At 59.0% G+C, this 19457-nt stretch carries 16 protein-coding genes; 2 read left to right on the top strand and 14 right to left on the bottom strand.

Annotated elements, in window-relative coordinates:
- Positions 1-453 precede the first annotated feature (453 nt).
- Positions 454-1599: a CaiB/BaiF CoA-transferase family protein gene (locus NP825_RS04885; protein ID WP_041685272.1), complete on the bottom strand. Its 1146-nt coding sequence runs from the start codon at positions 1597-1599 to the stop codon at positions 454-456.
- Positions 1600-1715: 116 nt separating this feature from the next.
- Here NP825_RS04885 and NP825_RS04880 point away from each other — a divergent pair, with 116 nt between their 5' ends.
- Complete coding sequence (locus tag NP825_RS04880) at positions 1716-2216, top strand: LysR family transcriptional regulator (protein ID WP_257548995.1); 501 nt, start codon at positions 1716-1718, stop codon at positions 2214-2216.
- On the top strand, positions 2170-2682 hold the full coding sequence (locus tag NP825_RS04875) for a substrate-binding domain-containing protein (protein ID WP_257548993.1): 513 nt from the start codon (positions 2170-2172) through the stop codon (positions 2680-2682). Before NP825_RS04880 ends, NP825_RS04875 begins: the two co-directional genes overlap by 47 nt.
- 164 nt (positions 2683-2846) lie before the next feature.
- Here NP825_RS04875 and NP825_RS04870 read toward each other — a convergent pair whose 3' ends face one another.
- The 13 genes from NP825_RS04870 to NP825_RS04810 all read right to left on the bottom strand — a co-directional run bounded on the left by NP825_RS04870 (position 2847) and on the right by NP825_RS04810 (position 19454).
- Positions 2847-4553 carry a TonB-dependent receptor gene (locus NP825_RS04870; protein WP_257548991.1) on the bottom strand — a complete coding sequence of 569 codons (1707 nt, stop codon included), beginning with the start codon at positions 4551-4553 and terminating at the stop codon, positions 2847-2849.
- Positions 4554-4574: 21 nt separating this feature from the next.
- Positions 4575-4994: a TonB-dependent receptor plug domain-containing protein gene (locus tag NP825_RS04865; RefSeq protein WP_257548989.1), complete on the bottom strand. Its 420-nt coding sequence runs from the start codon at positions 4992-4994 to the stop codon at positions 4575-4577.
- Between the two features lie 197 nt (positions 4995-5191).
- Complete coding sequence (locus NP825_RS04860; protein ID WP_054525393.1) at positions 5192-6094, bottom strand: SDR family oxidoreductase; 903 nt, start codon at positions 6092-6094, stop codon at positions 5192-5194.
- A 105-nt stretch (positions 6095-6199) separates the two neighbouring features.
- Positions 6200-7345, bottom strand: coding sequence for an acyl-CoA dehydrogenase family protein (locus NP825_RS04855; RefSeq protein ID WP_011415064.1), 1146 nt, complete (start codon positions 7343-7345; stop codon positions 6200-6202).
- A 37-nt stretch (positions 7346-7382) separates the two neighbouring features.
- Positions 7383-8621 carry a thiolase family protein gene (locus NP825_RS04850; RefSeq protein WP_011415063.1) on the bottom strand — a complete coding sequence of 413 codons (1239 nt, stop codon included), beginning with the start codon at positions 8619-8621 and terminating at the stop codon, positions 7383-7385.
- 43 nt (positions 8622-8664) lie between these two features.
- Complete coding sequence (locus tag NP825_RS04845) at positions 8665-9459, bottom strand: enoyl-CoA hydratase/isomerase family protein (protein WP_054525391.1); 795 nt, start codon at positions 9457-9459, stop codon at positions 8665-8667.
- A gap of 66 nt (positions 9460-9525) precedes the next feature.
- On the bottom strand, positions 9526-11070 hold the full coding sequence (locus tag NP825_RS04840) for a class I adenylate-forming enzyme family protein (RefSeq protein WP_026108915.1): 1545 nt from the start codon (positions 11068-11070) through the stop codon (positions 9526-9528).
- 129 nt (positions 11071-11199) lie between these two features.
- Positions 11200-12834: a GMC family oxidoreductase gene (locus NP825_RS04835; RefSeq protein WP_257548978.1), complete on the bottom strand. Its 1635-nt coding sequence runs from the start codon at positions 12832-12834 to the stop codon at positions 11200-11202.
- A gap of 76 nt (positions 12835-12910) precedes the next feature.
- Complete coding sequence (locus NP825_RS04830) at positions 12911-14335, bottom strand: aldehyde dehydrogenase family protein (protein ID WP_067678632.1); 1425 nt, start codon at positions 14333-14335, stop codon at positions 12911-12913.
- 1 nt (position 14336) lies between these two features.
- Positions 14337-14480 carry a hypothetical protein gene (locus tag NP825_RS04825; protein ID WP_257548974.1) on the bottom strand — a complete coding sequence of 48 codons (144 nt, stop codon included), beginning with the start codon at positions 14478-14480 and terminating at the stop codon, positions 14337-14339.
- A gap of 85 nt (positions 14481-14565) precedes the next feature.
- On the bottom strand, positions 14566-17109 hold the full coding sequence (locus NP825_RS04820; protein WP_257548972.1) for a TonB-dependent receptor: 2544 nt from the start codon (positions 17107-17109) through the stop codon (positions 14566-14568).
- Between the two features lie 610 nt (positions 17110-17719).
- Entirely contained in the window at positions 17720-18649 is a 930-nt protein-coding gene (locus NP825_RS04815) for a 3-keto-5-aminohexanoate cleavage protein (protein WP_011415056.1), read from the bottom strand.
- A gap of 13 nt (positions 18650-18662) precedes the next feature.
- The gene (locus NP825_RS04810) at positions 18663-19454 is read right to left on the bottom strand and encodes a cyclase family protein (RefSeq protein WP_011415055.1); all 792 of its coding nucleotides are present in this window, start codon (positions 19452-19454) and stop codon (positions 18663-18665) included.
- Positions 19455-19457: the final 3 nt, after the last annotated feature.

Here is a 19457-nt window from a genome sequence, read left to right as displayed (position 1 = left end):
GCGCGCCTTGAAAGCAGCCCCGTCGACATCCGCGTATACGGGCTGTGCATTGTGCCGTTGTTGGATCATGAAGATGAGGTACGAATTCATCTGGCGATGCGGATTCTCAGGCGCGCCAAAAGACCGCATTCGGACGGTCGAATCGGTCGATGACCGAAGCCCTCACGCCAGGACATTGGCCGTGGCCGCCGCAGTGGAAATCCCATCGGCGTCGTCACATCCGGGGCGAGCATTGATTTCAAGCGCCGAGCGAATCACGATGCGAACAACGTCCCGTGGACACGTCCGCAATCGCCGTTCCGGCGTGGCGTACAGGAATCATCGGATAGTTTGACGTGCCTGTGTGTCGTTGTCTCCTTTGATTTGAATGCAGCGAAGCGGAGCGTCGCATTGGTTCATAGTTATGAAATCACCGTTCGTGTCGGGCCGCTGGCCGCCCACCATGCCAACCGACTACTCGCAACAGTCGGTTCTGGCGGTAATCCCGCAGCGGTCCGGTTTGCTCCAGCCCCGCCGAATTGTACTCGGATCTTCATGATGCAGCGGGATCGGTCCGGGGATCGGTAGTGACGAGCCCGAAAAACGTGGCGCCGGCATTGCCTGAAGGATATTGTCGATCTCCCGATAGACGCCTCGCGCTGCCATATGAGGATGGCGCGCCGCTTCGTCCGGATCAAGCACGGGGGCAAAGCAGGCATCGCTGCCTTCCAGCAGTGCGCGCCATTCTTCCCGTGTCCGCATGGCGAATATCTCGCTAAAACGCTGCTTGAGCTCGGGCCAGGCATCACGATCATAGCCGTCGTCAAAACTGCTATCGCCGGCCAACCCCAGCTTTTTGCAAAGCAGCGCATAGAACTTGGGCTCGAGTGATCCGACTGAGATGAAATTCCCGTCGGCGCACCGATAGGTCGAGTACCAGTGAGGGCCGTCAAGGATGCTGCAGCCGCGTATGCTGGCAACCTGGCCGGCGGCCTTCAGGCTCAGGAGCAAGTTCATCATGTGAGCGCTCCCATCGACGATCGCGGCGTCAACCACTTGCCCATTCCCGGTATCCCGGGCGTGCATTGCCGCTGCGAGGACGCCGATGGCCAAATAAAGCGCTCCACCCCCAATATCGCCTACCAGGCTTGGCGGCGCCATTGGCGGTTCACCAGGATGCCCAGCATACCAAAGGGCTCCTGACAGCGCGATATAGTTGATGTCATGGCCGGCCGCTTGGGCGAGAGGTCCCTGCTGCCCCCAACCCGTCATGCGACCGAATACAAGGCGGGGGTTACGCGCTAGGCAAACCTCGGGACCAAGGCCGAGCCTCTCCATCACCCCAGGCCGCATGCCTTCGATCAGTACATCGCCCCTTTGGACGAGATCCAGGACATGCGCGACGCCTTCGGGGGACTTCAGATCCAAGGCAATTACACGTTTCCCGCGGTTCACAATGGCGCCGCTGCCAAGATCGATATTTTCGGAGTTAGGGCTTACGCGTTCAATGACGACGACATCGGCGCCAAGGTCGGCCAACAGCATTCCGCAAAACGGCGCCGGGCCGATGCCCGCAATTTCGAGTATTTTGAGGCCTGCAAGCGGACCAGTTTTCGTCATTCAGGCATACCTGCGTCTGAGACCTTGGCGCTTTGATCCAGGCCGTTTCGCCGCTCCAGATTTCGAGACGGGTTGCAGTCGTGCTGGGCGGCAGTGTCGAAAGTAAGATTGGCAAAATGACCTTGATTCGCCTAATTCATTCTCTGGAGCAATTATTCCTGTGGGGCATGTCCATGCTCGATTCTCGCCTCAAGCATGCCGTCGCGGTTGGTCAGCTTCGTTCCTTCTCCAGGGCAGCGGATGCGGTTGGTGTCACGCAGTCGGCGGTGACCAAGAGTGTCGCTGAACTCGAACGGTATCTTGGCTATTCCCTTTTCCATCGGACCTCACGGGGCGCGATGCCGACAGAGGAGGGACGCGAATTTATCGATCGCGCAGCGCGCTTGCTTGCCGACGCAGCTGAACTACTCGGAGATACAGCCCGCCGCGCCGACGCCTATGCGGGCCCGCTTCGAATCGGACTGTTCCCAGGGTCAATCGACTGGTTGCTCACCCAACCTCTGGTTTCTTTGCTGCGGCGCCATCCGGCAGTGCGCGTCGAAGTCGTTTCGGGCAACAGCGAAAAGGGGCGTGCGACTCCTGTCGCGCGGCGATATCGATGTCGCCTTTGGACTTGAAGCGGCCTTTGCACGCTGGCCGGAATTCAAGTGCGAGCGGGTCGCCTCGATCGAAATACTGCCTTTTGTGCGGAACAATCATCCCATTCTGGGGATAAACCCGACCAGCAAGGAGCCGCTGGTCCAGTTCGAATTCGTAGTGCCCTCATCTTCCGAACCCTACACATCGATCATTCAGCAGATGTACGAAAAAAGCGGTAAGCGTCCCGCTGACTGGATCCACATGACAGACTATTTTCAATTGGTTCGACGGATCGTTGCCACATCCGATGCTATCGGGATGGTTGCAAAACAGTTCACCGAGAACTCATGGTTTCGCGCCAATTTCGTGGCCTTGGAGGGAATCGGTTTATTCGATCCATTGACGCTTTGTTATGCTGTGCGTAGCCGCTGGCAGGTAAAACCGGCTGGCCGTGCGCTCGTCAGCCTTGTTCGTCAGGCATGGCGCACCGCACCATCGGATTAACGGCAAGGGGGCGGGGTGCGATCGGAAATCCGCTGCATCCGTCGCGATCAGCTAGAGCATTTCGCGCAGAAGTGGGAACCGGCTTTCCGGCAGGAAATGCTCTAGCAAATTGATCTTGGGCATTTTCCGAGTTGGCGGGTGATTCCACTCGCCTCGAAAATGGCCTAGAAGCTAATCGCCACTTCTCCGCCGATGACGCGCCCCCTGTTTAGCGGTGAAAGGCTTGCACCCGTGCCCCCGAAGGCCGCCGGCAAAGGTGTATCGCCGCCAATCGTCACCTCATTCAGGAGGTTTCGGCCATAGATGGAGAAGCGCCAGTGCTTGTTGTCGGTCGCCAATGTGAGGCTCGCATCGAGCATATCGGCGCCCTGAAGGAAGCCGACGTTGTTGTCGGTGAATGCCGCCTTGTCGCGATGCGTGAAGCTGACACGCGCCGTTGCTGTCCCCAATTCGCCAAGCTGCTGATCATAAGTCAGCCCCACGCCATAGGTCCATGGCGACAGCCTTGGCAATTTGAGCGCACGATCCACATCGTTGATGACGCCATCACCGCTGAGGTCGAACTGGACGTTGCGATACTGGCCATTCACGTAGCCGAGCTGACCCGAAATCACGAGGTTGGACAAAAGAAAAAACTGCCCCTCGGCCTCGACGCCTTTGATTGTGGCGTCGGCGGTGTTCCGTATGACCTGGCTGACGCCAAGCGGTCCGGGCAGGTTGATCTCGCGCTGCAGGTCCTTCATGCGATTGTAGAAGGCCGCCAGGTTGATCCGGTGGCGCCCGAATTGCTTCTTGGCGCCGAGTTCGAAACTGTCCTGGGTCTCTTGATTGAATGGCCCCGGCGGCACAGCGGGATCGGTGTTGCGCAAATTATATCCGCCGCTGCGGAACCCGCGCGTGTAAAGGCCATAAATCTGCGTGTCGTCATCCGGCTTCCACTGAAGGCCGATTTTCGGCGTAAACCCTCGCCATTTTGCCGCGTCGGCGAAATTGGTTGCACAGATCAGCGTGTCTAGATTGCAACCATTTGCGCGCAAGGCCGAGACCCGAACGGCTTTGCGTTCCCAGCTATACCGCGCGCCGAGATTCAAGGTCAGCGTATCGGTGAAATGCCAGTCGGTCGAAGCAAAAATGCCCCATGTTGTCTGGTCTTGCGTACCCCCACCGGAAACGATCCGAGCACCGCCCAAAAGATTCCGCAGCTCGGCGTAACGAAGATCCTGGGAAAAATAGTATAGACCGGTTGTCAATTCGACGTCACCGAACCTTCCGGCATAACGAAGTTCGTCGCTGAGCTGATCCTGGTCGATTTCGAAAAAGGCATGAAAGAAGGACTGTGGTGTTCCATCGATATCAGCGCCCGCGGAGGATCGGAATTTCCGATAGCCAGCGATGTTGGTGAAGACGCCTCCGCCCAGACCGACATCGATGTTGGTTTCCACGATCGCCTGGTCCCATTTGGCATCATAGAAACCTGGGAAATTGATCGAAAACCTGAAGCTGTCGCGGGGAAACAGCGCGTGACTCTGGACAGGGGCTCCATCGCTTTCGACATCGCCATGCTCATAGCGGAGATCCATTCGGAAGCGGTCGCCACCCTTGAGCGAAAGTGCCGGGCGAATGATAAGGTCATGTGATTTACCGAAGCTGCGATTGTCGAAGCGGTTGCGAAACCAGCCATTGTCGTCGCTGTAGTAGACGGCCAATTTGGCAGCCAAAACGTCATCGACGATAGGTCCGGTAACCGTGCCGCTTACGGTCTTCTTCAGTCCCGTTTCAATGGATAGCTTGGCTTTGGCTCCAAAATCGAAGCTGGGCCGTGTGGTCCGCACAACCACGGCACCGCCGGTAACGTTGCGACCGAAAAGCAAGCCTTGCGGTCCACGCAGAACTTAGATCCCCTCAAGGTCGAAGTTGTCCAGCACGACACCAGCGTTGATGCCGAGGTAAATACCGTCAGTGAAAACGCCTACGGTGGGGTCGATCGATGGGATCGTGCTGTTGATGCCGAGGCCCCGGATAGTGAAATTGGCATAGCCCGGTGCCGTACCCACATCCTCGAGCTGGACGTTGGGAACGTCGTAGCTCAGACTTTGAAGATTCTGGACGAACTTGGCATCCAACTGCGCTTCACCAAAAGCCGTGACCGCCATCGGTACTTTCTGCACGCTTTCGCCATAGCCCTTTTTGGTGGCGGTAACGACAATGTCCTCAGCCAGCGCTTCCGTGGCGCTCCCGGTTTGGTCGTTCGCCTGGGGCGTTGCTTCCTGGGCAAATGCTGTTCCCGAGCACAACAACGCGGCAGACGCCAATAGACATCCTCTCATGGCTGATCCTCTCTTCCCAGGAGATATTGTGTAGTTCATGCCGTTTGGCGGCATTTGAGGGCCGTCGTCCAATTCAATTCGCTGCAGAACTATTCCTGCTGCTCATCGATATCTGGCGGCGGCACGACGCCATCGGCAGCCCGACGGCCGCTCAAAAATATCATGGTAATTCATTGGGTTGATTACGCTCTCAGCGCCCGTTCTACCGCCTCAAGGCTGTCATTCAGCCCGAGCGGGTGCTCGGCATCCGTGAAGTCGACAATTCTACCCCAGTGCCGGGCGACATCATCGAGCGTGAACGCCCTGTCCGCTCCGAAGGCGTGCCCAAGCGCGCGCTCCCACCTAAGCTTGGCGATATAGCCGGCTCCAACTTCAAAAAGCCCTTTGGTTTCGCTGCAATTCTCGTGCGCAAGCCAACCGACCAATGGACTGATCGCTTCCGCTCTGAGATTGGCGAGAAACTCTTGTGGAAAGGCGGTCGCGGTCATACGCGATGCGGCGATTGGGGCGATCGTATTAACCTGGATGTTTCTGGACCGCCCCTCCTCCGCCAGCGCGTTCGCAAGCCCCAATATTCCGAGCTTGGCTGCGGCATAGTTGGCCTGACCGAAGTTGCCGTAGATTGCGGCTGCAGACGTGGTCATGACGATGCGGCCATAGCCCTTGTCGCGCAGTATCGGCCATGCTGCCTGCGTCACTGCCCGCGTCCCATTCAGATGGACCCGCTGAAGCAGTGTCCAGTCTTCGTCGGTCATTTTGTGGAAGCTCACATCGCGCAGGATGCCGGCATTGTTGATGACGACGTCAACGGTTCCGAAGTTGTCAAGCGCGGCTTGGATGATCAGCGCGCCCTCCTCGACCGACGCATAATTTGCCACCGCCTGACCGCCCGTGGCTCGAATTTCGTCGACCACATTGTCAGCGGCTGTGGAGCAGCTGCCGCTCCCTTTCTCGTCGCCACCCAGATCATTCACCACCACCTTGGCTCCGCGCCCGCCAAACATCAGCGCGTACTGGCGCCCAAGTCCGCCTCCGGCTCCGGTCACAACCACTACCCTGCCATCGAAACGAAGCTCTTCGTCCATCGCTTGTCTGCCTCTTTTACCTGAGCGACGCATCTGCGCATTTGATCCTGTGCGAGTCAGGCACGCGGCTCCATTTCCGTCGACGCTGTCGTTTTCGTCTGAGCCTTACCGAAAGGCTTGAATGCCGGTCAGGGCGCGCGAAACAACAAGCTTTTGAATCTCCGTCGTGCCATCGGGGATGGGGCAAATGATCGCCTCACGCACCAGCCGCTCGACGATGAATTCGCGGGTGACGCCGTTGCCGCCATGGATCTGAAGCGCATCGCGCGTCGCTTCGATCGCCATTTCGGTGGCGTACCACTTGGCCATCGAGCATTCCGTCTCTGCGCGCGTGCCCGCCTGGACGAGGGATATTGCCCGGTGCGTCAACAGACGGGCTGCGTCGATCTTGGTCGCCATGATGGCGATCTTGTCGGCGATCAGCTGATGGCCGGCGATCTTCTTGCCATGCTGCGCGCGATCGCGAGCGTACGCGATCGCCTCATCCATTGCTCGCCGTGCGATGCCGATACTCCACATCGCCATATGGCAGCGGGCAATCTCGAACACTTGCAACGTATTGCGCAATCCATCGCCGACCCGGCCGATCGTGTTTGCCACCGGTACGCGGCATTCGGTCAGGAATATCTGTGCAGTCGATTGGCCGTTGAGCGCCATCTTCTGGATATCGCGCACCTCATACTCACTCTCGTCACGATCGACCAGGATGTGAGTGACTTCATTTTCGCCAGTCTTGCACGTACAGATGAAGATGTCCGAGTAGGCTCCGTTGGTGATCCAGGTCTTTTCGCCATTGATGACCCAGAAATCGCCGTCTCGTACGGCGCGTGTCTTGATGGCGGCGACGTCCGAGCCGACATCGGGCTCCGAGATGCCGAGCGAAACGAACTTCTCGGCCGCGACGAGGTCGGCAAGATAGCGTTGCTTGATCGTCTCCGGGGCGAAGCGGCGGATGAGTTCTGCGCCAACCGCGTTGATGAAGCCGGGTATGGCCACATCGAGCGAGGAATAGGCGATCTCCTCGAAAATGAGCAGATGAGTGAGCCATCCCATATCAAGCCCGCCCCATTGCTCCTGATGCGGTGCGGTAATATGGCCATAGCCGGTCAGTGCTTGAGTCCATTCCTTCATGAGCGGTTTGGGGATGAACCGCTCCCCATGCCGGCGGATTTCCGGCTCAAGCTTGTTGTCGAGAAAGCGGCGGACGGTTTCCACCGCCATGCGTTGTTCATCGGACAGCTCAAAGTTCATATCGTGACCCCGTGTTTCCCTAGGCGCGCTCTGACAACTACCGGCCCAGGATCGTGACGGCGACCACCGCCTCTTCCACCCCGATGACACCTCCGCCGTTCTGCGCGATCGCGAACCGGGCATTCGGAACCTGTCGATCTTCCGCCTCGCCGCGCAATTGCAGCGCAAGCTCGTAGATTTGGCCGAGCCCGGTGGCGCCGATCGGATGTCCCTTGCATTCAAGCCCGCCCGACGTGTTTACCGGAATACGCCCACCCAGCGCCGTCTCACCGCGCTCTGCCGCGAGTCCGCCCTCGCCAGGCGGCGTCAGGCCGAGCGCCTCGATTTCAATGATCTCGCCAACCGCCGTGGCGTCATGCACCTCCGCGACGCCAATATCTTCTGGCCCCACGCCGGCCATCGCATAGGCCCGGTTCGCCGCAAGGCGGCTGACATGGTGGTCATAATCAAAGGGATCGCGCGCGGCGCCGGTTTGCAGCACAGACGCCAGGATTCTTAGCGCCCTGTCCGGGGCTGCCGACAGTTTGCGCCGACCGGCTTCGCTGCAGATGATCGCAGCGGCGGCGCCGTCGCTGATCGGAGAGCACATCGGCAGTGTGAACGGGTAAACGATCGGAGGCGCAGCGAGTACACTTTCGACGGTATATGGGAGGCGATACTGGGCAAGCAGATTGCGCGTCGAATGCATGTGATTTTTCGCCGAGACGGCCGCGATTTGCGCTTGCGTCGAGCCGTAGGTCTTCATGTGCGCGCGTGCCATCGCGGCGTATACATCCATGAAAACGCTGTAAGGCTGACTCGATGTCGTTCCTTCCGGAACATCGACGCCATTGCCCATGGCCAGCAGCTGCGCGCGGCCCGACTCGGTTTCATGCACGTCCCAAGCGCCATCGAATGCACTGAACATGAGCGCCTTGTCGGGCGAGTACATCTTCTCCGCGCCGAGCGCGAGTACGACATCCGCTGCCCCCGATCGAACATAGGCGGCGGCCATGTGCAAGGCCGTGGAAGCCGTCGCACATGCGTTTTCGACATTCACCACGGGAACGCTTGAGATGCCCATCGCTCGCGCCACGATTTCGCCGCGGATCATGTCCTGGCCCTCCATATGCCCCTGGACGCAATTGCCGAAGAAGATGGCTTCGACATCGCCGGCGGTGCATCCTGCGTCGGAAAAGGCCTGCGACGAAGCTTCGGCGCAGAGCATTTTCAGGCTCTTGTCGAACTGTTTTCCGAACGGGGTCATCCCAACCCCCATGACGAATATGTCGGTCATTCGTTGATCCATTCTTCCAATGTGTTCCGCATCCGATCAGGTCTCACCGGTCGGAAAAATCGGGCTTCCGCTTCTCCCGGAATGCCGCCAGTCCTTCGACAATGTCGTTGGACAAGGCGTAAGCAGCCATGGCTTCGAGTTCCTGACGCAGCCCGACTTCGAGCGAGCTATCCTGCGCAGCGCGGACTAGCTGCTTCATGTAGGCGAGCCCTGGCCGGCTCTTTTCTGCAAGAGATTCTACCAGCGCTTGCGCTGCCGCAATGAGATCCTCGGGAGCAACCAGTTGGGTCACGAGTCCGGCTTCCTTCATCTCGGCAGCCGAGATGGTCCCGCCGGTCATCATCAGATGTTTCGCACGCGCTTCGCCGATCTTCCTAGGGAGTCGAACCGACCCTCCACCGCCGGGCAACAGGCCGTAATTTGCATGGGCGTCGCCAAATCTGGCCGGGTGCGCGGCAATGACGAGATCACAGCACAACACCAGTTCCAAGCCGCCGGCGAGCGTAAGGCCGTTGACCGCCGCAATTATCGGAAGGCGCGACGTCTCGATCCTGTTAAAAGCCTGACCGAGCCGCGGCAGAAACAGATTTAAGCGTTCGGCGAGAGTTTGTCCGCCTGTTCCATCGCCAATTGCGAGCAGATCCGCGCCAGCGCAAAACGCCCGTCCGGCGCCGGTAAGAATGCAAGCGCGCACCGTCGCATCTGCTTCCGCTGCCTCGATCGCTGCGGCTAGTTCCTCGGCCAAAGCCAACGACAGACTGTTCAACGCTGCCGGCCGGTTGAGGGTCACCCAAAGCGCTGGGCCGCGTTGCTCAACCAGGATGTATTCATAATCCATTGCAGTCTCCCGCGCGCCGGCAGGCGGTCACCGGAATAGAGGATGTGGCTAGGATGGCTGCGTCGGTCATGCCCCCGAAATGCGCCGGTCCTGGCCCGCCCAATAGGGCTCTCGAAGCTTTGAACGAAGCACCTTTCCGACATTGCTCAACGGCAGTGGCTCGGCGGTAAAAACGACCTTGCTTGGCTTTTTTGCGGAGCCCAGACGCTGGCGCACCAAATCTATTATCTCGGTCTCCGTGATTTGTGCTCCGGGCTTGACACGCACCATTGCAAGCGGCGTTTCACCCCATTTTTCATGGGGCACGCCAAAGACCGCGACCTCGAGTACACCGGGATGGTCGGCAATTACGTTTTCGATTTCGGTGGGATAGATATTGAAGCCGCCTGACACGATCATGTCGTTGTTGCGATCGAGCAGATACAAAAATCCGTTTGTGTCGATCATGCCGACATCGCCGGTTTTGACCCAGCCATCTTCCATGCGCCGGGCGGTTTCCTCCGGATCGTTCCAGAATTCCTCCATCTGGCCATTTTCGAACCGTGCGACGATCTCGCCGGGCTCGTTTGGTCCCAGCACCTTTCCGTCCTCGTTACGGATTTCGATATCGGCGCCGCTCATGGGACGTCCGACCGCCCGAATTGGGGCAGAACCTTCAAATTCGCCGAACCACTCGTTGGGCCCCATAGACGCGATGGGCAGGATTTCGGTCTGTCCATAGCCCGAATGAAGAACATGATTCCCGAATATCTGGCACGACTTGCGAAGCGTCGGCTCGGAGATCGGCGCTGAAGCACTCAGCAGAAACTTCAAATTCGGAAAGTGGCGGCCATATGCCCCGTCGTGATGCACTATGGCATTGAGCATGGTGGGGGCTACAAAGGCATGGCTGATCCGTTCCTGCTCGAGAGTGTCAAGAAAGGACGCTGGATCGAAGCCGTCCATCATCACGTTGCGGGCGCCGCAATACCAGGCCGGCACGAACAGGAAGCCCGATGCATGGGACAACGGGCCGACATGCAGAATGGCATCCCCTGGAGCCACTTGGGGGCCGATGCTGAAAAATGCGGCGGAGATCGTCATCCATGAACGGTGCCGATAGGCAACGCCCTTGGGTTTGCCCGTCGTGCCGCCGGTGTGGCGGATGACACAATAGTCCTCCGGCGCGACGACGGGATCGGGATCCCGGTCCGAGGCTGTCGCCAACCAATTCTCATAGTTGTGATCGCGGATAATGATCCGCTCAAGCGTCGGAGCTTGGGCATCCAGCCCCGCCAACTCCGAAGCCAATGCCTCATCGACCAGCGCCAACCGAGATCCGGTACTCGCGATCATATGGGCGTGCGCTTCACATCGGTTGCGCGCATAGAGAGGAACACGCGTATAGTTTCCAATGGCAGCCGCCAGTATGATGTCGGCGGCCTCGATGGAGTTCTTCTCCAGCGTAGCAATCCGGTCACCCGGTTGAAGGCCGCACTCCGCAAGAGCATTTGCGAGCTTCACGCCGCGCAACCAGGCTTCCGAGAAAGTCAACCGCCTGTGGCCGTGAACGAGAGCCTCTTGCTGGGCGAAATAACGTGCGGCGCGACGTATTTGCGTACGGACGTCCATCAGCCGCGCTCCTCTAAGGCGCTCGCCCACAATGGCGCAGTCGACACATAATAAACTGACATGCGATAGGCCTCTCCGGACTTCTTTTCGTAAGCATCTGTGTCTGCAGCATTGATCCAATCGTCCAATTCAATATTCTGCGATGCTATTCTTGCTGCTCATATTATCGTGCCGGATCATGTCGGCGGCTTTCTCGCCGATCATGATGCAGGTTGCATTGGTGTTGCCGTTGACGACTGATGGCATGATCGAGGCATCGGCCACGCGGATATTTGCGAGGCCGTGAACGCGCAGGCGGTTGTCGACCACCGCCATCTCGTCGGTGCCCATCTTGCATGTTCCCACCGGATGATAAGCATGATTGGCTTCTGCCCGGATATAGGCGTCGATCTCTTCATCAGTTTCAAGGTAGCGGTCAGGATAGAGAGGCCGTTTCATCATCGCCTTCATGCGATCCGAATGCAGGATCTCCTGCACGACACGGAAGGCATTGCGCAACGTCTTGAGGTCGTCGGGATGACTCAAGAGATTGAGGTCGATCTTGGGATCGGATTCGGGGTTTGAGTCATGTAAGGCAACCCAGCCGCGGCTCTTTGGGCGCCCAATATTGAGAATGATCGTATAGCCCCATTTCGTCATCAGCTTGTAGTCGCGCGCATGGTCGCGATAGGCGACCGGCACGACATGGACCTGGCAATCCGCCCGGTTCTGCCCCGGCGCGGATCGCAAGAAACCGCCTGCAGCCGTGGGCGGCGATGCCAGCCAGCTTTTCCTTTGCGTGAGATACTGGAATAGGTCTCGCACGGTCTTGATCGCGCCAACGACATTGAGTGCGATCCCGAGCCGCTTCTTCGACTGGTAGATCAGCATCAGGTCAGGATGGTCGTGAAGATTCTGGCCGACACCGGGAATATCATGAATCACTTCGATTCCATGCTTCTCCAACTCATCACGCGGTCCGATACCGGAAAGCATCAACAGTTGGGGCGAATTATAGGCGCCGCCGCTGACAATGACTTCCTTTTCGCACGGGATCGTCTTCAACTGCCCGTCCTGGGAATACTCGACTGCCACCGCGCGGTTGCCCTCAAACCTGATACGATGGACGCGGGCATGTACTTCGACGCGGAGGTTGCCGCGCCTGCCCATCACCGGATCAAGGTAACACGCCTTCACGCTGGCGCGCTTCCCGTCCTTCACGGTAAACTGATAGATGCCGACACCTTCCTGGCTGGCCCCATTGAAGTCCGGATTGGCTTGATGGTCCAGTCCAGTCGCCGCCTCGATGAAAGCATCATAGACATCGAATTCGCGCTTGCCGTTGGATACGTGAAGCGGTCCCGACGAGCCGTGAAACTCATCCTCACCGCGCTCATTATTCTCAGCCTTGCGGAAATAGGACAGGACATCGTTGTAACCCCAGCCGTCGTTGCCGAGTTCGGCCCAGTGGTCGAAATCCGACCGGTCGCCGCGGATATAGACCATCCCGTTCATACCGCTCGATCCACCCAGCATCTTCCCGCGCGGATTGTAGAGGCGGCGGTCGTTGAGCGCCTTTGAAGGGTCGGTGTTGAACCGCCAGTTGAGCGTATTGATCCGATAGTCTTGGATCAGCGCCGCAAAAGCGCCGGGCGTGGACACAAGCGGCGAGGTGCCTGGGCCGCCTGCCTCGAGCAGGCAAACGGTGACATCGGGGTCCTCGGACAACCGGCTGGCGATAACGCCGCCCGACGACCCACCTCCAATAATTACATAGTCAGCCATTTGCTTCCCTTGTCATTCGACCCATGCTGGCGACCCGGCGTCATGCAACATGCCAGCATCAACCGCCGCAGCCACGTCAGAGGATCTTTTCGAAGATGTTGAGTAGTCCTTCGGTCTTGCTCGAATAGGGTGGCAGAAGTTGACCAAGCAGGCTGAGTTTCGGCTGAGAGAACACCGGCTTGTAATGAGTGAAGCGCTCGAAACTGGCGACGCCGGTATAGGCACCGATGCCGCTCTGTCCGATGCCACCGAAAGGCAGCCGGCGCTGGAAGACGTGCATGACCGTGCCGTTGAGAGTCACGCCGCCAGCGTGCGTTTCGGAAATGATCTTGCGCCGTTCCTCACTTTCGTCGCCAAAATAATAGAGCGCCAGCGGGCGCTCATGCCGGTTTACGTAGCGAATGAGATCGTCTTCGGAGCGATATGGCATGATCGGCAGGATCGGTCCGAAAATCTCCTCCTGCATCATCGCCATGTCATCGGTAACGTCGAGAACCGCCAACGGCACGATCCGATGCCGTTCAGGAAGCGTTCCATCGCCGTTGTCCGAGAGGTTGAGCACCGTCGCGCCCTTGGCTTCGGCATCATCGAGCAAACCTTGGAGCCGCGCGAACTGTCGGTCATTGATGATACTGGTGAAATCGGGGTTGCTTGCCGCGTTGGGGTAGCATTTGGCAACCTGAGCGCGGAGTGCGGCGACGAAGCTTTCCATCTGATCGACATGGACGAAGGCATAGTCAGCGGCGATGCAGGTCTGGCCGGCGTTGAGCAGCTTGCCGAACACTAAGCTTTCACAGACTTGTGCAAGCGATGCACCCTTGCCCACGATGGCAGGGCATTTGCCGCCAAGTTCCAGAGTAACAGGTGTAAGGTTGGCAGCCGCCGCTTCATAGACTTTGCGGCCAACCGCGGGTGAACCGGTGAAGAGAATATGGTCGAAAGGTAGGGCCGTCATCGCCTGTGCCATGTCGGGCCCGCCCTGGACAATCGCGAATTCCTCTTCGGCGAAATACCGGCGCACAAGCCGCTCGCTGGCTTCGGCGGCGTTGGCGGAAACTTCGCTCGGCTTTGCGATCACGCGGTTGCCGGCCGCCAATGCACCGGCCGCGCCAACGAATATGGTGCCGAGCGGATAGTTCCACGTGCCGAGAACGCCCACCACACCTAGGGGCTGGGGGACCAGGCGCGATGAACCGGGAAGGCCGAAGATGTCAGTCTTCACCCGCCGCGGCCTCAGCCACGTCTTCAGATTGCGGCGCGCAAATTTAATTTCCGATATGCCAAGCATCAGGTCGAGCAGGATAGTCTCGTAGCGGGATCGAATGCCGAAATCGGCGGCAACGGCATCGACCAATTCGTCTCTGTGCTGCTCAAATATCCGGCCAAGGCGCCCGAGCAGGTCCATGCGTTCTTCGTAGCTGCGCGAAACCTGCTCACGCGTCCCTTCGCGTTGGGTCGCGAAAATTCGTTCCAGCTCAGTTCTGTTCCAAGACGCATCCACGTTAAATCGTCCGGAGGCGCGCCGGCCGCTCGGCGCTGCTCGCCTGGGCGGTGCTTTCAGCTGCGCCGATCTCAGTGATCGCAGCGCGCTCGATTCTGTACGCCGTGCCGATGAATGAGGGACCGTTGCCGGTGGAACGTATCATGGATGCTCCTCGGTCTGAAAGTCAGGTCGAAAAATCGGGGGCAGCGGGCGGGAGAGGATGCCCGCCGCCCCCGTCGCAGCAGCGATCAGAACTTGACTGTCGCTTCGACGCCATAAGTGCGCGGCATGCCGCGGTTCAGATAATCGTAGCCGAACACGTTCATGTTGAGGCCGTAGGTGTAGTAATATTTGTCGAACAGATTCTTCGCCCACAAGCTAACCGACATATTGTCGTGCGCATAGGTTAATCGCGCATTGGCGAGCCAGTAGCCCGGATTTGCGCATGTAATCGCCTTACCCGCGAGCGTTATGTTCGATCCCGCTGGGGGTGTATCGCACGGTGTCTGCCCATAATTCTTGAACGGATCAAAATAGTACTTGCCCATGTAGGACGCATCACCGCGCAAGGTCAGCTTGTTGGTGCCGTCATCGATCATATCCCAGTCGAATCCGGCCTGGAACGTAACCTCCGGCGCGTTCGGGAAGGGATTGCCGTTGACGTTCAATGTCGGGCTTGCCGGGTTTGCCGGATCGATCACATTGCCTTTGTACTTGCTGTTGAGATAGCCCAGCGAAGCATCGAAACGCAACGTATCGGCCACCTGCCAGGCGAGTTCGGCGTCGCCACCGAACAGGCGACCATTGGCGCTGCGCGTGAAGGTTGTAGCGCCAACCACCTGCGTTACTTGGTGATTCGAATACTCGTAGTAGAAGCCCGCGAGGTTAAGTTGGACGCGGCGATCGAACAGCCGGGTTTTGAGCCCCGCCTCATATGCATTCACCTTTTCAGGCTGGATATAATAGACTTGATTGACGCCCTGATAGGCAAGCCCGTTGAAGCTGCCGCTGCGGTAACCGCGACTGTACTGGAGATAGCCCATGATATCATCGGCGAACTCATAGCTGACATTGATACGGCCGGTTAGCCTGTTTGCCTTTTCGCGCTGCTCAAGCGGCGCGAGATTGGGGTTGTATGGATTGCTGTAGGGGATCAGGTTGACAACCGGCGTCGTACCGTCGAGCGCATAGAGGAAAGTGCTGCCGTTAAGGTAATTGACCTTATCCTGGGTGTAGCGTGCACCCACCGCCACGGTCAGCCGCTCGGTCGTTTTCCAGGTTACGTCGCCGTAGATCGCCTTCGAGGGGCGCGACACGTCAAAACGCTGTTCGCCGAGGATCGGGGTGAACGGAGGCGCGCCTGCCCCGGCGCAGCCCGCCGAAAAGCTACCCCCCATGCCGCCATTGCCCGTATTATTGATCGCGATGTCGGTCTGGAGTGCAATCAGCGAGCGTGCATCAAGGAAGCCGTTGGGATTGATCTCGATCGCGTCGCAGAATCCGGCATCGCCAGGCCCCAACGCCGGATTGGCGGCAAAGGCTGGGATATAGCGGATCGCGTCGGGCGTTCCGATTGCGGCGTTATTGTAGCTGCCCGGAAGACCGGCGCCAAGCAGCAGCGGCCTCAGCGCCCCGAAAAAGTCCGGGTAGTTGACCGTCTTGACCTTGTCCCTGCCATAATAAAGGCCGGCAATGATATCGAGGCGGTCGTTCGAATAGCTGAAACGCAGATCCTGGTTGAAATTCTTGCTCGTCGACGTGAGGCCGATCGAGCAGAGATCGGCTGGGCCGCCATCGCAATCATCAGGATTGTTGATATAGTCGCCGGTGTCGTAGCCGGTAATCGAGGTGACGGAGAATTGGTCGCTGACATCCCATTTGATGTTGAGGGCTATCCCTTTCGACTTGCTGATGTTCTTACCTACCCGATCAACTGCGACCTCATTGTCACGCAGCAACCGCCCGCCTAGGAAAGGTTGCGGATCGTAACGCGAATAGCCGAGCGCATCCTGCCCGCCCGCGAGTTGACCACCTGCATAGGGCGCGGTGCCCCATGGATCGTCCTTCGCGGCATAGAGCTTCAAATTGATGTCGAGATCGGGATCGGGCCGGAAGCGGATCGAGATGCGACCGCCGATCGTATCGGTGGTCCCTAGGTCGCGCTCATTCCCAGGCAGTACATTGCGCTGCCAACCATCCCCTTTTGCAAAAGTACCGGCGACGCGGACGCCCAAGATGTCGGGAACCAGCGTCGCTTCAGCGGCGCCCTGCACCGTGAAAGTGTCGTAATTGGCATAGCCGGCGGTCAGATAGCCATTGGCCTCTCCCAGATCCGGCTTGCGCGTGAAGAAGCTGATCGCGCCACCCGTGGTGTTGCGACCGTAGAGTGTTCCTTGCGGTCCGCGCAGTACCTCGACCCGGTCGATGTCATAGAGTTGCAGGCCATGGCTCGCCCGGAAGCTCTGATAGACTTCATCGACATAGACGCCAACCGGCGACGCAGTGGAGGCGGAAAATTCGTTCGCCACTGAAATCCCGCGCAGCGAGAAATTCGGTTGGGTGCGACCATAGGGAGTGGTGACTTGCAGGCTGGGGATCGCGCCCATCAAGTCTGAGGTCTCCGTGATGCCGCGCGTGCGCAGCGTCTCGCCGCCTATGGCGGAAACGGCGGCCGGAACATCCTGCAAATTCTGTTCGCGCTTCTGCGCCGTGACGACGATTGTCTCAAGGCCACCTTCCTGCGCCTCGGGCTTTTCGCCCTGCGATGCAGCGTCCTGGGCATGTGCCGGCACTGCAAGCGCACACGCGATCGATAGCGCGGTGGCACAAAGCAAATTTGTCCTAAAGGCTGTGACCATGACTGTCCTCCCCACGGCATTTTTTGATTTGGCGCCATTTGCCGCGCCTTGGGGCTCATCGTCCAATTCAATTTGTTGGCGAACTATTCCTTCCACTCATTGATTGAGGATTGTTGAGCCTGCACCGGCGACGTCTCGTGGCGGAGCAAATGACCCCATACACTTCATTGGAATAGTCACGCTGAGCGCGCCCAGCGGGACGGATGCGCGCGCGCGAGGCGTTCCAATCCAGCTTTTCCAAACGGTGTATCGGTGTAATCGGCGGTGCCAACGGTTTTCCCTTGCCGAGTAGCAAAGGAAATCAGCTATTCGGGTGACCGTGAATGCACCATCTCTGTCGCCGTGAGCGGCGACAGCGCGCCTTGAAAGCAGCCCCGTCGACATCCGCGTATACGGGGCTGTGCATTGTGCCGTTGTTGGATCATGAAGATGAGGTACGAATTCATCTGGCGATACGGATTCTCAGGCACGCCAAAGGGCCGTGTCTGGACGGCCGAATCGGTCGATGACCGAAGCCCTCATTCGCTTGCTTCCTGTGCACGGCTCAGAAGGCGACGCGGTCACTGCCCTTGAGACCGAGGATTTCCCTCGCTTCGGCGGGGCTCGCGGGTTCGTGACCCATTTCGGCGAGGATGCGCTTGATCTTCTCGACCTGCTGGGCATTCGAAGCCGCAAGGACGCCGCGTTCGATGAAAAGGCTGTCCTCGAGCCCGACGCGGACATAGCCGCCGAGCAACGCCGCCTGCGTCAGAAAGGGCATCTGGTGCCTACCCGCGGCGAGCACCGACCAGCGGTAATTGCCGCGTCCGAAGAGGCGATCGGCGGTTTCCTTCATATAATGAAGATTTTCGAGATCGGCACCGATGCCGCCCAATATGCCGAAGATCATCTGGACGAAGAAGGGTGGCTTCACCAGGCCGCGATCGACGAAATGGGCGAGATTGTAGAGATGGCCGACGTCATAGCATTCATGCTCAAATTTGGTACCCGCCTCCGCCATCGTCGTGAGGATCGTCTCGATATCGCGGAAGGTGTTGCGGAAGATATAGTCGTCGGAGCCGGTGACATAGTCCTTCTCCCACGCGTATTTCCAGTCGGCGATGCGCTTCGCGGCGGGGAAGAAGGCGAAATTGAGCGAGCCCATGTTGAGCGAGCAAAGCTCGGGCTTGAAACGCGCAGAGGCGGCGAGGCGCTCGGCGACCGGCATGGTGGCCGCACCGCCCGTCGTGATGTTGATGACGGCGTCGGTGCGCTGCCGGATCACGGGCAGGAAGCGGGCATAGACCTCGGGATCGCCGGTCGGCCTACCGTCCTCGGGGATGCGGGCATGGAGATGCAGGATCGCCGCGCCCGCTTCGGCGGCGGCGATCGACTGCTCGGCGATCTCCTCGGGCGTGACCGGGAGCGCGTCCGACATCGTCGGCGTGTGCGCCGATCCCGTCACCGCGCAGCTGATGATGACCTTGTTGCTCATGGCCAGACTCCATTCAATCGTCGAGGACGGCGACCGCGCGGGTCCAGCCTGCCGAAGCGCCTTTGATCTTGGTCGGGAAACACATCACGGTGAATCCGGAGGATGGAAGCGCTTCGAGATTATGCAGCTTCTCCAGATGGCAATAGCCGATTTCCCGACCCGCTTTGTGCCCCTCCCAGATCAGGTCGGCATTCCCGGTTTCGGCATATTTCTGCGCCGTGTAAGTGAACGGCGCGTCCCATGACCATGCATCGGTCCCTGTCACCCGGACACCGCGCTCAAGCAGGTGAAGCGTGGCTTCGCGGCCCATTCCACACCCCGCGTTGACATAGTCATCCGTGCCGTAGGCCGAACCGGCCCGCGTGTTGATGACCACGATGGTCAGCGGGCTGAGCTTGACGCCGATCCGATCGAGTTCAGCCCGAACATCCTCGGCGGTCACCACATAGCCATCGGGGAAATGCCGGAAATCGAGCTTGACGCCTGGTTGGCAGCACCAGTGGAGCGGAACCTCGTCGATCGTGATCGCCCGCTTGCCCCCATCCATCGTCGAATGAAAATGGTAAGGTGCGTCGAGATGCGTGCCGTTGTGCGTGATCAGCTCGACATGCTCGATCGCCCAGGCCTCGCCATCGGGCAGGTCGCTGGCCGTCATTCCGGGGAAGAAGGCCAGCATCTGTTCTCGTGTATCATCGTGCCCGAAATATCGGACCCGTGGACGAAAGGCCGCCGGATCCGATACGATATCATTCTCGATGGGCATCGAAATGTCGATGATGGACTCGGCGGTGGGAATCGTGATCATGAG

The organism is Sphingopyxis sp. DBS4, assembly GCF_024628865.1.
Lineage (GTDB): Bacteria > Pseudomonadota > Alphaproteobacteria > Sphingomonadales > Sphingomonadaceae > Sphingopyxis.
Note: the sequence above shows the minus strand (reverse complement) of the source record. Positions and strands in the feature narration are given on the sequence as shown.

Bases quoted from the DNA above. Each gene is read 5' to 3' on its own strand.
- NP825_RS04885 (WP_041685272.1), bottom strand. From the start codon at position 1,599: ATGACGAAAACTGGTCCGCTTGCAGGCCTCAAAATACTCGAAATTGCG.
- NP825_RS04880 (WP_257548995.1), top strand. From the start codon at position 1,716: ATGACCTTGATTCGCCTAATTCATTCTCTGGAGCAATTATTCCTGTGG.
- NP825_RS04860 (WP_054525393.1), bottom strand. From the start codon at position 6,094: ATGGACGAAGAGCTTCGTTTCGATGGCAGGGTAGTGGTTGTGACCGGA.
- NP825_RS04855 (WP_011415064.1), bottom strand. From the start codon at position 7,345: ATGAACTTTGAGCTGTCCGATGAACAACGCATGGCGGTGGAAACCGTC.
- NP825_RS04850 (WP_011415063.1), bottom strand. From the start codon at position 8,621: ATGACCGACATATTCGTCATGGGGGTTGGGATGACCCCGTTCGGAAAA.
- NP825_RS04845 (WP_054525391.1), bottom strand. From the start codon at position 9,459: ATGGATTATGAATACATCCTGGTTGAGCAACGCGGCCCAGCGCTTTGG.
- NP825_RS04840 (WP_026108915.1), bottom strand. From the start codon at position 11,070: ATGGACGTCCGTACGCAAATACGTCGCGCCGCACGTTATTTCGCCCAG.
- NP825_RS04835 (WP_257548978.1), bottom strand. From the start codon at position 12,834: ATGGCTGACTATGTAATTATTGGAGGTGGGTCGTCGGGCGGCGTTATC.
- NP825_RS04825 (WP_257548974.1), bottom strand. From the start codon at position 14,480: ATGATACGTTCCACCGGCAACGGTCCCTCATTCATCGGCACGGCGTAC.
- NP825_RS04815 (WP_011415056.1), bottom strand. From the start codon at position 18,649: ATGAGCAACAAGGTCATCATCAGCTGCGCGGTGACGGGATCGGCGCAC.
- NP825_RS04810 (WP_011415055.1), bottom strand. From the start codon at position 19,454: ATGATCACGATTCCCACCGCCGAGTCCATCATCGACATTTCGATGCCC.